The 14,159-nt window shown below is 66.1% G+C and carries 15 protein-coding genes; 10 read left to right on the top strand and 5 right to left on the bottom strand.

What is annotated here, in order from left to right:
* The first annotated feature begins 36 nt into the window (after positions 1–36).
* The 9 genes from CMO28_RS24510 to CMO28_RS24470 all read left to right on the top strand — a co-directional run bounded on the left by CMO28_RS24510 (position 37) and on the right by CMO28_RS24470 (position 8,477).
* Positions 37–567 (top strand): cyclic nucleotide-binding domain-containing protein, encoded by a 531-nt coding sequence (locus tag CMO28_RS24510; protein ID WP_322111407.1) that lies wholly within the window; start codon positions 37–39, stop codon positions 565–567.
* A 292-nt stretch (positions 568–859) separates the two neighbouring features.
* Positions 860–2,086: a 5-aminolevulinate synthase gene (hemA, locus tag CMO28_RS24505; protein WP_296718399.1), complete on the top strand. Its 1,227-nt coding sequence runs from the start codon at positions 860–862 to the stop codon at positions 2,084–2,086.
* A 133-nt stretch (positions 2,087–2,219) separates the two neighbouring features.
* A complete protein-coding gene (locus tag CMO28_RS24500; protein ID WP_296718396.1) occupies positions 2,220–2,474 on the top strand; it encodes a DUF6898 family protein in 255 nt (84 codons plus the stop codon).
* Positions 2,475–2,989: 515 nt separating this feature from the next.
* Complete coding sequence (locus tag CMO28_RS24495; protein ID WP_014745565.1) at positions 2,990–3,904, top strand: ABC transporter permease subunit; 915 nt, start codon at positions 2,990–2,992, stop codon at positions 3,902–3,904.
* Positions 3,904–5,229, top strand: a complete 1,326-nt coding sequence (livM, locus tag CMO28_RS24490) for a high-affinity branched-chain amino acid ABC transporter permease LivM (protein ID WP_014745564.1) — start codon at positions 3,904–3,906, stop codon at positions 5,227–5,229. The genes CMO28_RS24495 and livM overlap by 1 nt, the downstream gene beginning before the upstream one ends.
* A 19-nt stretch (positions 5,230–5,248) precedes the next feature.
* Positions 5,249–6,136: an ABC transporter ATP-binding protein gene (locus CMO28_RS24485; protein ID WP_296718389.1), complete on the top strand. Its 888-nt coding sequence runs from the start codon at positions 5,249–5,251 to the stop codon at positions 6,134–6,136.
* Positions 6,136–6,846, top strand: a complete 711-nt coding sequence (locus tag CMO28_RS24480) for an ABC transporter ATP-binding protein (protein WP_014745562.1) — start codon at positions 6,136–6,138, stop codon at positions 6,844–6,846. Before CMO28_RS24485 ends, CMO28_RS24480 begins: the two co-directional genes overlap by 1 nt.
* Before the next feature lie 28 nt (positions 6,847–6,874).
* The gene (locus tag CMO28_RS24475; protein WP_062763810.1) at positions 6,875–7,228 is read left to right on the top strand and encodes a DUF6867 family protein; all 354 of its coding nucleotides are present in this window, start codon (positions 6,875–6,877) and stop codon (positions 7,226–7,228) included.
* Between the two features lie 133 nt (positions 7,229–7,361).
* On the top strand, positions 7,362–8,477 hold the full coding sequence (locus CMO28_RS24470) for a branched-chain amino acid ABC transporter substrate-binding protein (RefSeq protein ID WP_296718382.1): 1,116 nt from the start codon (positions 7,362–7,364) through the stop codon (positions 8,475–8,477).
* A 72-nt stretch (positions 8,478–8,549) separates the two neighbouring features.
* On the opposite strand, the gene CMO28_RS24465 is transcribed toward CMO28_RS24470, so the two are convergent.
* From CMO28_RS24465 to CMO28_RS24445, 5 genes are all read right to left on the bottom strand, one after another.
* Entirely contained in the window at positions 8,550–9,773 is a 1,224-nt protein-coding gene (locus CMO28_RS24465; protein WP_296718380.1) for a DUF1835 domain-containing protein, read from the bottom strand.
* Positions 9,774–10,029: 256 nt separating this feature from the next.
* Positions 10,030–10,404 carry an AzlD domain-containing protein gene (locus CMO28_RS24460; protein ID WP_014745558.1) on the bottom strand — a complete coding sequence of 125 codons (375 nt, stop codon included), beginning with the start codon at positions 10,402–10,404 and terminating at the stop codon, positions 10,030–10,032.
* Positions 10,401–11,132 (bottom strand): AzlC family ABC transporter permease, encoded by a 732-nt coding sequence (locus CMO28_RS24455; protein WP_296718376.1) that lies wholly within the window; start codon positions 11,130–11,132, stop codon positions 10,401–10,403. Before CMO28_RS24455 ends, CMO28_RS24460 begins: the two co-directional genes overlap by 4 nt.
* A 103-nt stretch (positions 11,133–11,235) precedes the next feature.
* Positions 11,236–12,228: a tRNA dihydrouridine(20/20a) synthase DusA gene (dusA, locus tag CMO28_RS24450; protein ID WP_296718374.1), complete on the bottom strand. Its 993-nt coding sequence runs from the start codon at positions 12,226–12,228 to the stop codon at positions 11,236–11,238.
* Positions 12,229–12,426: 198 nt separating this feature from the next.
* Positions 12,427–12,924, bottom strand: coding sequence for an Lrp/AsnC family transcriptional regulator (locus tag CMO28_RS24445; RefSeq protein WP_014745555.1), 498 nt, complete (start codon positions 12,922–12,924; stop codon positions 12,427–12,429).
* Between the two features lie 255 nt (positions 12,925–13,179).
* Between CMO28_RS24445 and CMO28_RS24440 the strand changes: the two genes are divergently transcribed.
* Positions 13,180–14,058 (top strand): AraC family transcriptional regulator, encoded by an 879-nt coding sequence (locus CMO28_RS24440; protein ID WP_296718370.1) that lies wholly within the window; start codon positions 13,180–13,182, stop codon positions 14,056–14,058.
* Positions 14,059–14,159: the final 101 nt, after the last annotated feature.

The following is a 14,159-nucleotide window of genomic DNA, read 5'->3' as shown; positions in this document are numbered from 1 at the left end:
ATCGGGGAATGCGTCCCGTGGGATGCATGCAAGGGAATGGGCGCCGGCGATGACCCGGCTGCAAAGGTGCAGGAGGCGACGGTGAGCCTGATTCGCGATGTCGAAGTGCTGCGCAATGTGCCGATGTTCGCCAACATCGAGCCGGCCAAGCTCAAGCTCGTCGCCTTCACCAGCGAGCGGCTGACCTTCGATCCGGGCGACCGGGTGTTTGCCGAGGGCGATGTCGGTGATGCGGTGTTCATCATCGTCGAGGGCTCGGCCGAGGTGCAGGTCGCAACCCCGCGCGGCCCGTTGAAAGTGGCCGATCTGGGCCGCAACGACGTGGTCGGCGAAATCGCCATTCTGTGCGATGTGCCCCGGACCGCGACGGTGGTGGCGGCAACCCCGGTCATCGCGCTCCGGATTTCCAAGGAACTGTTCTTCCAGTTGATCGCGCAGGTGCCGCAGATGGCGGTGGAGATCATGCGCGAGCTGGCCCGCCGGGTTGATCGCACCACCGAGCGCTACCGCCTCGCAGTTGCGGGTGACGAGGGCCGATCGAGTGCCGCAGAGCCGGTCGACGCCTGAATTTCCGGGCGTCCATCCGCGGCGCGTCGTTGTGTCGCGTAGGCTGTCGGCCTATCTTTGTGGCATGAACATGTCACGCCTCGGGCGACGCCGGTTTCGGGCCGCACTGCCGGTCTCTGGCCGATACGCCGGTTCGGGTGCGTGACGTGTCCGAGCCAAGAGGAAGCGCCCCGTTCCGACCGGTCCCCCACCGGAACCGGTCCTGCGGGAGAAGCCTTCCCGGCACGTGGGTCTCGAGCCCGACGGACGAACCGCCGGGCGGACCGCGTCACGACGTGTTGTGAGGTTAGTGATGGACTATCAGGCGTTTTTCGAGGCCGCGCTCTCTGATCTGAAGCGCGAAGGCCGTTACCGCGTCTTTGCCGATCTCGAACGCCATGCCGGCGCTTTCCCGCGCGCCACCCATCACGGTCCCCAGGGGACCCGCGACATCGTCGTCTGGTGCAGCAACGACTATCTGGGCATGGGCCAGCACCCCAAGGTGCTTGCGGCCATGCAGGATGCGGTGCGGAACATGGGCGCCGGTGCGGGCGGCACGCGCAATATTTCGGGGACCAACCATCTGCATGTGCTGCTGGAAGCAGAGCTTGCTGATCTGCACGGCAAGGAAGCGGCCCTGCTGTTCACCTCGGGCTACAACGCCAACGAGGCGGCGCTTTCGACCCTCGCGCGTGGTCTGCCCGGATGTCATCTGTTCTCCGACGCGCTCAACCATGCCTCGATGATCGCCGGCATCCGGCATTCCGGGGCGGCGCGGCACATCTTCCGGCACAATGATCCGGCCGATCTTGAGGCGAAGCTCGCCTCGGTCGACCCCGCGGCGCCCAAGATCGTGGCCTTCGAATCGGTCTATTCGATGGATGGCGACATCGCGCCGATCGCGGAGATCCTGGATGTCTGCGAACGCCATGGCGCCTTTTCCTATATCGACGAGGTTCACGCCGTGGGCCTCTACGGCCCGCGTGGCGGCGGTGTCGCCGAAGCGCGGGAGCTGATGGGGCGGATCGACCTGATCCAGGGCACCCTCGCCAAGGCCTTCGGTGTGGTCGGCGGCTATGTCGCCGCCTCGGCCGCGACGGTCGATTTCATCCGCAGCAATGCGCCGGGCTTCATCTTCTCGACCTCGCTGCCGCCGGCGATCGCGGGCGGTGCGCTGGCGAGCGTGCGGCATCTGAAGGAAAGCACGGTCGAGCGCACCCGCCATCAGGAGCGTGCGGCCCGGCTGAAGCGGCTGCTCGCCGAAGCGGGCCTGCCGGTGATGCCGTCGGTCAGCCATATCGTGCCGGTGATGGTGGGGGATCCGGTGGCGTGCAAGAAGGCCAGCGACCTGCTGCTGGACGAGCACGGCATCTATGTCCAGCCGATCAACTACCCGACCGTGCCGCGCGGTACCGAACGGCTGCGCTTCACGCCCAGCCCCTTCCATGACGACGCGATGATGGACCATCTGGTCGAAGCGCTGCTCTCGGTCTGGAGCGAGCTCGGCCTCGATTGCCGCCAGGGGGCTGCGGTCGCCTGATCCGCCTTTTCCGCAGGCATCCGAACCGACGGCGCCGGAGGGCTTCCTCCGGCGCCGTTCTTGTATCGGTGCGACTTGTGTCGCCGGCCGGGCGGGGCCAGATTATCCGGATCATCCGCCGAAGGATCCGCCCATGGCAGCCGATGCCGATATCCTGCTGGAGATAACCGCGACCGCAGGCTTCCTGAGAGTGGCAGCCGTGGATGCGGCCACGGGCGAGGAAGTGGCGTTCATGGCGCCCCACGGCACGCCCGAGGCGGCGTTGGCGCGGCTGGCGCGCGACAAGCTCGCCTATGTCCGCAACCGCCGGAATGCGGGGGCGCGACCTGCACGGGATGCGGCGCCCGCTATGGTTCCGCGCCCCGGCGGCCGTTCGATCATCGTGTGACGGTCCGCGGTCGCCGACCGGCCGGATCCGCCGTCCACTGATGGTGGACGAGACCGGCGAATATGTTCGAAGTTGCATGTGCCTCCCGAGTTTCCCGGAAGGAACGCGATGCGATAGTGCCGTGCGCGCAAATCTTCGGGAAAGCGGCATTCGGGGCTTGCCGCACCCTGTGGCCAGTGGCTACTCTTTTCGACAGATCGATGACAGGGGATCGAGGCCGCGACCGGGGGGTCGCAGAGAAGCCTCGACACCGGGGGCTGCAAGACGATTGCAGGACATGACGGGCGATCACGGATGACCAGGGGGAAGGCCTCATCCGTTCGGACCACGTTCACGACCGGGACGGCGGGTCAGGTCAGAAACCTGCCGGAAGCACAGGGCCATTCTCTCGGGGGAGAGGGGATGCCGGTTGCAGGACGTGTGTGTCCGACGGAGGCGACCAGCCGGGCAGACGGGATGACGATGTCAGGGGCTGCGCGTCATGACGGCCGTGACCAAGACCGTATCGGGGGGTCATGGACTACTTTCTTCAGCAGTTGGTCAACGGGCTCACGCTCGGCGGCATCTATGGCCTGATCGCCATCGGCTACACGATGGTGTACGGCATCATCGGCATGATCAACTTCGCCCATGGCGAGGTGTACATGATCGGTGCCTTCATCTCGCTGATCGCCTTCTCGGTGCTCGGCATGGCCGGCATTACCTATGTGCCGCTCGCCTTGCTGATGGTGCTGTTGATCGCGATGGCCTTCACCGCCGCCTATGGCTGGACGATCGAGCGCGTGGCCTATCGGCCGCTGCGCGGATCCTTCCGCCTGGCGCCGCTGATCTCGGCCATCGGCATGTCGATCTTCCTGCAGAATTACGTCCAGATCGTGCAAGGCGCGCGCACCAAGGCGCTGCAGCCGGTGATCTCGGGCGGGATCAGCATCCACGGTTTCGGCGACAACGCCGTCACCATCTCCTACATCCAGATCCTGATCGTGCTGACCACCGTTGCGGCGATGACCGCCTTCACTCTGGTGATCAAGCAGACGCCGCTCGGCCGCGCCCAGCGCGCCTGCGAGCAGGACATGAAGATGGCATCCCTGCTCGGCATCGACGTGAACCGGACGGTGGCGCTGACCTTCGTGATGGGGGCGGCGCTCGCTGCGGTGGCCGGGCTGATGGTCACGCTCTATTACGGTGTGATCGACTTCTTCATCGGCTTCCTGGCCGGGCTGAAGGCCTTCACCGCGGCCGTGCTGGGCGGCATCGGTTCGCTGCCCGGCGCCATGCTGGGCGGGCTGCTGCTGGGGCTGATCGAGGCCTTCTGGTCCGGCTATTTCTCGGCCGAATACAAGGACGTGGCGGCCTTCTCGATCCTGGTCGCGGTGCTGATCTTCCGGCCCACCGGCCTGCTCGGCCAGCCTGAGGTGGAGAAGGTCTGATGGCGACCACCACCGGAACCCCTGCCGCCGGCCGGCCTAATCCCGTCGGCGCGGCGATCAAGGATGCGGGTCTCGCCGCCTTCGTCGCCTTCATCCTGGCCCTGCCGATGCTGGGTCTCAAGACCGTCGCCGAAGGCCCGGTCGTGGTGGTGGAACCGCGCTGGGACTGGCTGATCATCGCGGTCGTCGCGGTGTTCTTCGGCCGGCTGGCCATCACCACCTGGGCCCGGGTCCGCGGCCCGGCCCATGGCGGCGCCCGCGCCGGCACCCATGCCGGCCAGGGTGTGGCGAAATATCTGAAGGGCATCGGCTGGGGCGGTATCGTCGTGGCGATCATCCTGCCGCTGATGCCGTTCATGGACCGCACCTCGGTCGACCTCGCCACCCTGGTGCTGATCTATGTGATGCTGGGCTGGGGCCTCAACATCGTGGTCGGCCTGGCGGGTCTGCTCGACCTCGGCTATGTCGCCTTCTATGCGGTCGGCGCCTATTCCTATGCGCTGCTGAACGCCTATTTCGGTTGGTCCTTCTGGGCCTGCCTGCCGCTGGCCGGGCTGTTCGCCGCCTCGTTCGGCATCGCGCTCGGCTATCCGGTGCTGCGTCTGCGCGGCGACTATCTGGCGATCGTGACGCTTGGGTTCGGCGAGATCATCCGCGTGGTGCTGCTGAACTGGAGCTGGTTCACCGGCGGCCCCAACGGCATCGCCAGCATTCCGCGACCGAGCTTTTTCGGGTTCGAGTTCACCCGCAATGCGGGCGAGGGCGAGACCGCCTTCCACGAGCTGTTCGGGCTCTCTTATTCCTCGGAACACCGGGTGGTGTTCCTCTACTACCTGATCCTGGCGCTGGCGCTGATCACCAATCTGGTGGTGCTGCGCATGCGCAAGCTGCCGATCGGCCGCGCCTGGGAGGCCCTGCGCGAGGACGAGATCGCCTGCCGGTCGCTGGGCATCAATCCCACCAATGTGAAGCTCTCGGCCTTCGCGCTGGGGGCCACCTTCGGCGGCTTCGCCGGCGCCTTCTTCGCCACCCGTCAGGGCTTTATCAGCCCCGAGAGCTTCGTCTTCACCGAAAGTGCGGTGATCCTGGCGATCGTGGTGCTGGGCGGCATGGGCAGCCAGGTCGGCGTGGTTCTGGCCGCCATCCTGCTCATCCTGCTGCCGGAACTCGCCCGTGATCTGCAGCAGTTCCGCATGCTGTTCTTCGGCCTCGCCATGGTGCTGATCATGATCTGGCGGCCGCGCGGCCTGCTCGCCTTCCGCGAGCCGACCATGCAGCTCTCGCGATTGAGGTCCAGGCTGGGCCTCAATGGGCGCGACGGATGAGGCGGGGAGGATCCATCGGATGACGACGACCGCAACCGCGGCGCCCCGCGCGACCACCGCCCCGGCGCCGCTGCTCGAGGTCGAGCACCTGACCATGCGTTTCGGCGGGCTGACCGCCGTGAACGATCTGAGCTTCACCGCCGCCAAGGGCGAGATCACCGCGATCATCGGCCCGAACGGCGCCGGCAAGACCACGGTGTTCAACTGCCTGACCGGTTTCTACCGGCCGACGGCGGGGGCGCTGACGCTGCACACCGCGGAAGGTGCCCGCCAGCTGGAGCGGATGGACGGCTTCCGCATCGCCCGCGCCGGTGTCGCGCGCACCTTCCAGAACATCCGGCTGTTCCCGAGCCTGTCTGTGCTCGAGAATCTGCTGGTCGCCCAGCACAACCTGCTGATGCGCGCCTCCGCCTTCTCCATCGCCGGCCTGTTCGGCCTGCCATCCTATCGCAAGGTCGAGACCGAAGCGCTTGAGCTGGCGGTCGACTGGCTGCGCCGGGTGGAGTTGATGGACCATGCCGACCGGCTGGCGAGCGAGCTGCCCTATGGCCATCAGCGCCGGCTCGAGATTGCTCGTGCCATGTGCACCCGCCCGGCGGTGCTGTGCCTGGACGAGCCGGCGGCGGGGCTCAACCCGCGGGAATCGCTGGAACTCAACGATCTGCTGCTCTCGATCCGCGACCGCGACGGGGTGGGGCTGCTGCTGATCGAACACGACATGAGCGTGGTGATGACCATTTCCGACCACGTCGTGGTGCTGGATTACGGCCGCAAGATTTCCGACGGCCTGCCGGAAGCGGTGCGCAACGACCCCGCCGTCATCCGCGCCTATCTGGGCGAGGAAGAGGATGACGAGCTGCCGCCCGAGGTCGCAGCCGATCTCGGCATCAGCCCGGAGGCGCAGTGATGCTGGAGATTTCGGGGCTGGAAACCTTCTACGGCAACATCCAGGCGCTGAAGGGCGTGTCGATGTCGGTGGCCGAGGGGGAGATCGTGTCGCTGATCGGTGCCAATGGCGCCGGCAAGTCGACCCTGCTGATGAGCATCTGCGGCAATCCGCGGGCGCGGTCCGGCCGGATCGTCTTCGACGGCCAGGACATCACCGGGCTCGACACCCACCAGATCGTGCGTATGGGCATTGCCCAGTCGCCCGAGGGCCGGCGGGTCTTCCCGCGCATGTCGGTGATCGAGAACCTGCAGCTGGGAGCGGTGACCACCGATCCCAAATATTTCGCGCAGGATCTGGAGCGGGTCTTCGACCTGTTCCCGCGGCTGAAGGAGCGGCGCAATCAGCGCGGCGGCACGCTGTCGGGCGGTGAACAGCAGATGCTGGCGATCGGCCGGGCGCTGATGAGCCGCCCACGGCTGCTGCTGCTCGACGAGCCGTCGCTGGGCCTGGCACCGCTGGTGGTGAAGCAGATCTTTTCGATCATCCGCGAAATCAACACGTCTGAGAAGATCACCATCTTCCTGGTGGAACAGAACGCCTTCCATGCGCTGAAACTGGCCCATCGCGGCTATGTGATGGCCACCGGCCAGATCGTCACCTCGGGCACCGGCCAGGCGCTGCTGGCCGATCCGGAGGTCCGGCGGGCCTATCTGGAGGGCGGGCATTGATGCGCGGTATCGATGGGGGGAACGGTTCATGGAAGCCGTGATCGGAAGCAGCCTGCCGGTCTTCATCGGCGTGACGCTGGCGCTGATGGGCTTCTGCGCCTACATGACCGGCCGCGCGCTGGCCATGACCTGGCGGCCGGTCTGGCATGCCGTGCCCTATGGCATGCTGCTGGCCGCGGCGTCGCGGTTCCTGAAATACGCGCTCTATGACGGTGAGCTGATATCCTTCACCGGTTATGTGGTGGATGCGGTGGTGCTCGTCGCGATCGCGATGATCGTCTATCGTGCGTATAACGCGATGATGATGGTGAAGCAGTATCCATGGGCCTATGAGCGCGCCGGGATTTTCGGCTGGCGCGAGAAGGGCGGGGCTGCCGGCTGAGACCGGCAGGGTCCCAGGCTCAGGGCGGTTGAGGCCCGGGCGCTGGCGCCCAGGACGATTGAGATGGGTTTCCGTGCCGGGGGAGCGGGCGTGATCGCCCGTCGGCGCGGGTCAACAGGGAGACGACCAGACCATGACCAGGACTTCGATCAATCGCGGTCTCAAGGGGGCGCTGCTCGGCGCCGTGGCGACGCTGGCGCTGGCCGGTGCGGCGCAGGCCGAGATCGTGATCTCGGTTGCGGGCCCGATGACCGGCCAGTACGCCGTCATCGGCACCCAGATGCGCAACGGCGCCGAAATGGCGGTGAAGGACATCAACGCCGCCGGCGGCGTGAACGGCGAGCAGCTGCGTCTGGTGGTGGGCGACGATGCCTGCGATCCGAAGCAGGCCGTGTCGCTGGCCAACAAGCTGGTGTCGGACGGCGTGGTCTTCGTCGCCGGCCACTGGTGCTCGTCGTCGTCGATCCCGGCGTCGGACATCTACAATGACGAGGGCATCGTCCAGATCTCGCCGGGCTCCACCAACCCGCAGCTGACCGAACGCGGCCTCTCGGGCGTGTTCCGCACCTGCGGTCGCGACGACCAGCAGGGCGAGGTGGCGGCCGCCTTCATCAACGAGCATTTCAAGGGCAAGAAGGTCGCGATTCTGCACGACAAGACCACCTATGGTCAGGGTCTGGCGGATGAGACCAAGAAGAACCTGAACAAGCTGGGCGTGCAGGAGGCCATGTATGAGGCCTATACCGCCGGCGAAAAGGACTATTCGGCCCTCGTCACCAAGATGAAGAACGAGGGCATCGAGCTGATCTATGTCGGCGGCTATCACACCGAATCGGCGCTGATCCAGCGCCAGGCCAAGGAAGCCGGCCTGAACGCGGTGCTGATGTCGGGCGACGCCATGGTCACCGAGGAATGGTGGTCGATCACCGGCCCGGCCGGCGAGGGCGCGCTGATGACCTTCAGCCCGGATCCGAAGCTGAACCAGGCGGCGGCCCCTGTTGTGGCGAAGTTCCAGGAATCGGGCTTCGACCCCGAGGGCTATACCCTCTACACCTATGGCGCGGTTCAGGCCTGGGCCCAGGCGGCCAATGCCGCCAAGTCGGTCGACTTCGAGGCGGTGAACAAGAACCTCCACTCGATGAAGTTCGACACCGTGCTGGGCAATATCAGCTTCGACGCCAAGGGCGATGTGGCTGCCCCCGGCTACGTGGTCTATAAGTGGAGCAACGGCAAGTACGCCTATTATTGATCCACGACGATCAGTGACATATGGCGGCCCCGCGCGTGATGCGCGGGGCCGTTTCCTTTCGGCATCATGTCGTCAACTGATGGCGGGGCCGGCTTCGACGACGCGTTCGGCATCGCGGTCCCAACGCCAGTGGCGGGCGGCGGGATCGATGAGCACGCCGCCCTGCTGACGCGGCGGCGGGGCGAGGCTGAGGGCATCGCGACGGCCGGTAAGCACCGCCCGCCCGGCGTCGGTCAACGCGACGGTCGCCCGATAGGGATCGCCATCCGGGGCATCGATCAGGCGGATCGCCGGATCGCCGGCCTGCGTCATCTGGTGCAGGATCGCGAGATACATGGCGTCGCCCAGCCAGGGCAGGGGGTCGGTCTCGCGCATCAGCCGGCCGAACAACCGGCCGGCGGTCGGTGGCGCGTCCGGGGCCTCGGCGATCATCTCCAGCGTCAGGCGTTCGGTCAGCGACAGGCCGTCACCGAGCCCAGGCAGTTCGGCCAGATACCGGCGTAGTGCCGGGGCCATCTGGGGCAAGACAGGGGTGCTGCCGGCGGCAATCGCCGCCAGATCGCGCGGATCGGGCCGGCGCAGGGCTGCCCAGACCGCCTGGCCAAGCCCGAGCATGTCGCGGGTGACCGGCCGACGCTCGGCCCAAAGCAGGCGCAGCGCCGGCGGTGGCAACTGGCCGAGGCCGATGAAGCGCGCCCGGCCGGGGAAGCCGTCGCGCAGGATCAGCTGCAGCCCCTCGCAGCGGCCGGCTGCCGCGAAGGCGGCAAGGCATCGGGCCAGGATCAGCTGGTCATAAGGGTCATGCTCCATCCAGAGCACCACGGGCCTGGTGCCGCCTGCGGCTGCGGCGAGCCCCTCAGCCTCGCGGGTGAGCTTGTCGGTGACGGCAGCCACGGTCAGCCCGGGGAGGCTCTGATAGCTGCGGGCGATGAAGCGGGCGCGGACCCCGATGATGTCGTCGCCCTCGGGTACGGGGCCATGGCAGATCGGGTCCGAGACTTCCAGGAAGTCACCGGTAAAGCCGGCGAGGCGCAGGCCGTCGCGAATATCGCTGCCACAGCGCAGGTGAACGGTTCCGGGGGCTTCGTCTGCCACCGGATGCGCGCCGGCGATGGCGGCGCCGGCCGCGTCGAGCGCTGCGATATGGGCCTTGAGCTTCGGCCAGGAGGCGAGCCCCAGCTCGCGGGCGATGACGTGAAGCGCATCAGCCAGCACGGCTGGCCGGTCGGCACGGCGCCAGTGGCGGTGCAGTCGCGCCCGGGCATCGGGATCGCCCGCCCGGGCGGCACGGAGCAACTCACGTGCCTGGCGACGCTGTTGATCGAGGTCGAGAAGGAATGGTTCGGGTCGCACTGCGGGCGCAGAACGCCGGTCGGTCATCACGGAAACCCTTTCCGGTACCGTCCGTGTCCGCCGGCGGACGAGGGAAAGGGCGACGGAATGATCGGCCATATCTCTCGTCGGTCGCGGGCGCAGCCCTTTCCGCGGACGGGCGGGGCCGACCGGACCCCATGCCCGAAGCATAGGTCAGGTCGCGGGGGTGAGACAAGCGTCAGCCGACCAGCAGGGCCGTGAGCAGGGCGTGGCTGGCAAGCCCGATCGGCACGATCAGCAAAGGGCGATCCAGGCGAAGGGCGATCAGGAAGCATTCGACCACCACCACCACCGAGACCAGCGTGCCGGGATGGGCATAGCCCATCAGCGGTCGCCCCGCCTGGGGCGCCAGCAGGGCGCTGCCGATGATCCCGCCCAACACGGCGAAGGCGGCATAGTCGAAAAAGCGGAAGAGGGGGCTGGCGGCGGCGTTGTCGGGCGCTTTCAAAACCACGAAGGGCAGCAGCCGGAGGGCATGGCTGATCACGCCGGCGAGCAGGATCGCGAGCCAGACCCGCCAGTCGGTCATCAACGAGTCGAGCAGAGCGGTCATGCAGCCCTCCCGTGGCGGGCGCCGATTTCCTCGACCAGAACGATGACCAGTCCGGTGGTGACCGCCACGATCATCAGGCCGAAACCGGGGACCAGCTGATCCGCAGGGTCGACCAGCACGAAGCCGATAAGGCCGGCGATGAAAGGCGCCCGCCGCCGGGCCGCCTTGGCGAGGAGCGTGGTGAAATAGACCGGCATCACCAGCAGCAGCAGGGCGGAAAGTTCTGCGGGCAGAATGTCATCGGCCAGGAAGCCTGCGACGGAACCGCCCGCGGCGAGCGGCACCGACAGCGTGACCACCCCCACATAATAGCGCAGCTTTTCTGCCGCCGACCGGGTGGCATGCTGATTGGCCCAGGTATAGCCCAGCGCGAAGGTGCTGGCCGAGAGGAAGAGCAGCGGCGGCAGCACCCGGCGATGGGGCAGGGATCCGTAATGCGGAACCAGCGCCGCGCCCATCAGCAGGAAGCGGAAGTTCACCACCAGGGCGATGCCGGCAACCGTGATCCAGGCGTGCTGCTTCAACGGCTCCAGGATCACGAATTGTGCCGGCGCGGCAAAGATCGCGAGGGTGACCGCCACGGTTTCCGCCGCATCCAGACCGGTTTGGCGGGCAACGGCGCCATAGGCGGTGAAGATGAACAGAAAGGTGATCGCCACCGGGACGGCGTCGCGCAGCCCCTGCATGAAGGGGGTGGGCGCTGTTTCGGATGTCGATACTGTACTCATTCCACCCGGCCTCGACAGATCACGTCAGAGGCATCATGGCAGTCGATGCTGCAGTGCGCCATGCGGAAAAGAACGCAAAGGTTGCATGGGTGGCCTGCAAGCATCAGGCGGCATGGCGGCCGCGACGGCGCATCTCGTCGAGAGCGGCGACGAGAACCTCGGGTCCGGCCCCCTTGCGGGCATGGTTCTCGCTCAGATACCGGCGATAGGCGCGGGCACCGGGCAGGCCCTGAAACAGGCCCAGCATGTGACGCGTGATCGCGATCAGATTGGTGCCGCGGCTGCACTCGGCCTCGATATAGGGCAGCATGCGCTCGGCGATCTCGAACCGATCCGGGATCCGGGTGGTCTCGCCGTAAAACCGGGTATCGACCTCGGCCAGGATATAGGGGTCGTGATAGGCGGCGCGGCCGAACATCACACCATCGAGCCCGCCCCCGATCTCCACCTCGGCCTGATCGAGCGTGGTCAGCCCGCCATTGATCAGGATTTCAAGATCCGGGCGGGCGCGCTTCAGCGCATGCACCAGCGGGTAGTTCAGCGGCGGGATTTCCCGGTTTTCCTTGGGGCTCAACCCCTTGAGCCAGGCCTTTCGCGCATGGACGTAGAAGACGCCGACACCGGCCGATGCCACCGTTTCGACGAAGCGGAACAGGGTTTCGGTCTCGTCCTGGTCGTCGATGCCGATGCGGCATTTCACCGTCACCGGCACGTCGACCGCAGCCTTCATCGCGGCCATGCATTCCGCCACCAGCGCCGGCTCGGCCATCAGGCAGGCACCGAAGCGGCCGGACTGGACCCGATCACTGGGGCAGCCGCAGTTCAGATTGATCTCGTCATAGCCGGCATCGGCGGCGATACGGGCCGCTGTCGCCAGATCTTTGGGGTCCGAGCCGCCGAGCTGCACCACGACCGGATGTTCCGACGGATCGTAAGCCAGATGCCGGGCGGCATCCCCGTAGATCAGGGCACCGGTGGTGATCATCTCGGTGAACAGCACCGCCCGCCGGCTGATCTGCCGCAGAAAATAGCGGTCATGCCGGTCGGTCCAGTCCATCATCGGGGCAACGGCTATCTTACGCCATTGATCTTTCACGGGGTTCCTGCGGCCTCGGCTTGTTGAGGAGGGGCGTGCACATGACGGCACGCCCTTTTACGACGTTTTCGGCCCGGTTTCGATGGTTGAGTGCGCAGGGCGCGCCTACGAAAATCGCCACGCCTTGATATTGAGGGGCCGGCCGTGATCGGCAAGCCCCGCTTCGCTTCCGGGTGGCGAGGTCGCACAGGGTCCGTGTCAGAGCCGGACGATGATCGTGTGGGATGTGCCGATGGGCAGCGCCGTTTTGTAGGTGATCTGTTTGAGAACCAGGTTGGACCTGATGGTGGCGACGCCCTCGATTTTCGACAGCTTGCTCGTGATCAGATGTTCAAGGTCTTCGACGTTCCTCAGGATCACGCGCAGGAGGAAGTCGCAGTCGCCGGTCATCCAGTTGCATTCCATCACCTCCGGAATCCGCTCGACCGACTCCCGAAAATTCTCCAGCGCCGACTGCGGCTGTTTGTCGAGCGTGACCTGGATATAGGCGTTGATTTCAAGCCCCATCGCCTTCGGGTTCAGAAGGGTGACCCGCCTCTCGATGATGCCCATCTGCTCCAGCTTCTTCACGCGCGTGAGGCAGGGTGACGGAGACAGGTTGATGCGCCCGGCAAGCTCGACATTCGTCAGATTAGCGTCCTTCTGCAACTCGTTGAGGATCTTGATGTCCGTCCTGTCGAGCGTCAGCGTGTTCATGATGGTGACTCCCGTTCATCATGGCGTCTCCCCTTTGCACAGCGGATGGCCTGGCTCAGAACCGGCGCGACGGCGGAAAACACCGCCGGACAGACCTCTCGGGTCGATACGCCTTCCATCTGCCTTCCGGCTGTGCACATCGGAGAGTGTATCCGACACCAACCCTTGGCAGGATCTATTGGATTGCCATTTTATGTCGCGAAACTGTCAAATTGGGCGTATGTTTCGCGGTGGAATGCGTGAGGGGCCGCAATATTGCCGAAGATTGTGCGGAAGGGTGCCAAACGGCCGGACGCCTCGACGATCGGCGAGGCGGTGGCGCGGCCATGGGATGTCACGGGCCTGCGTGTCAGCTTTGCCGCGCTTGATCCTGACGAGCTTGCCCGGCCGGTCACCTCGTTTCTGATCCGCCGCGAAGTGGACGATGACGAATTGCCGATCCACCAGCACCGGAAGGGGCAGCTGGTTGTGGCGGCAGAAGGCTCGGTCATGTGCCGGACGCTCGACGGGCTTCGTATCGTTCCGTCCAATGGCGCGGTCTGGATTCCGGGAGAGATTCCCCACAGCGTCTCCATGTCGGATAACGGCCGGGCATATTGCCTGTTCATCACCACAGGCGTGTCACCGCTTCCGAATGCCTGCGCGACATTCTCGATCAACCCGATGCTGCGCGAGATGATCTTTCATCTGGCCAACCAGCCGCCGCTCTATCCCCTGGAAGGCCCCACGAGCCGTCTGGCGCAGGTCATTCTGGACGAGCTTGCGCAGATGAAGGCGGAGCCGCTGCATTTCCCGGTGTCCAGCCATCCACGAATACAGCGTATTGCAGCACAATTGCTGGAGACGCCGGACGATCGCAGGACCCTGAAGGAATGGGCGGCAGCGGTCGCGATGAGCGAGCGCAGCTTTGCCCGGCTGGTCCTGAAACATACCGGGATGCCGTTCGGCCGGTGGCGCCAGCAGCTCCATATCGTGATGGCCGTTCAGCGGCTGTCGATGGGGGCGACCGTCCAGGCGATCTCGCAGGAGCTGGGATATGATTCCCCAAGTGCTTTCACCGCCATGTTCAGAAAGCACATGGGACAACCTCCGCGTCGATATCTGCGGGACCGGACGGAGGTCGTGGGGGACTGACGCGAGGTCGGCGCGGGTATCCGGCACGGAAGGGGCCCGATCAGGCGAGGCCGCCTGATCGGGATCTGCTTCGGGTATGAGGCCTGCGGGACGATCATCCC

The organism is Tistrella sp., from assembly GCF_002684955.1.
GTDB classification, from domain to species: domain Bacteria; phylum Pseudomonadota; class Alphaproteobacteria; order Tistrellales; family Tistrellaceae; genus Tistrella; species Tistrella mobilis.
The sequence above is the reverse complement of the archived record's forward strand: the minus strand, read 5'-3'. Positions and strand labels throughout refer to the sequence as shown.

What these genes read in the sequence shown, in the direction of transcription:
- CMO28_RS24445 (WP_014745555.1), bottom strand. Translation starts at nt 12,924, where the DNA reads ATGAACACGCTGACGCTCGACAGGACGGACATCAAGATCCTCAACGAG.
- livM (WP_014745564.1), top strand. Translation starts at nt 3,904, where the DNA reads ATGGCGACCACCACCGGAACCCCTGCCGCCGGCCGGCCTAATCCCGTC.
- CMO28_RS24510 (WP_322111407.1), top strand. Translation starts at nt 37, where the DNA reads ATGGGCGCCGGCGATGACCCGGCTGCAAAGGTGCAGGAGGCGACGGTG.
- CMO28_RS24475 (WP_062763810.1), top strand. Translation starts at nt 6,875, where the DNA reads ATGGAAGCCGTGATCGGAAGCAGCCTGCCGGTCTTCATCGGCGTGACG.
- hemA (WP_296718399.1), top strand. Translation starts at nt 860, where the DNA reads ATGGACTATCAGGCGTTTTTCGAGGCCGCGCTCTCTGATCTGAAGCGC.
- CMO28_RS24470 (WP_296718382.1), top strand. Translation starts at nt 7,362, where the DNA reads ATGACCAGGACTTCGATCAATCGCGGTCTCAAGGGGGCGCTGCTCGGC.
- CMO28_RS24455 (WP_296718376.1), bottom strand. Translation starts at nt 11,132, where the DNA reads ATGAGTACAGTATCGACATCCGAAACAGCGCCCACCCCCTTCATGCAG.
- CMO28_RS24480 (WP_014745562.1), top strand. Translation starts at nt 6,136, where the DNA reads ATGCTGGAGATTTCGGGGCTGGAAACCTTCTACGGCAACATCCAGGCG.
- CMO28_RS24495 (WP_014745565.1), top strand. Translation starts at nt 2,990, where the DNA reads ATGGACTACTTTCTTCAGCAGTTGGTCAACGGGCTCACGCTCGGCGGC.
- CMO28_RS24485 (WP_296718389.1), top strand. Translation starts at nt 5,249, where the DNA reads ATGACGACGACCGCAACCGCGGCGCCCCGCGCGACCACCGCCCCGGCG.
- CMO28_RS24500 (WP_296718396.1), top strand. Translation starts at nt 2,220, where the DNA reads ATGGCAGCCGATGCCGATATCCTGCTGGAGATAACCGCGACCGCAGGC.
- CMO28_RS24460 (WP_014745558.1), bottom strand. Translation starts at nt 10,404, where the DNA reads ATGACCGCTCTGCTCGACTCGTTGATGACCGACTGGCGGGTCTGGCTC.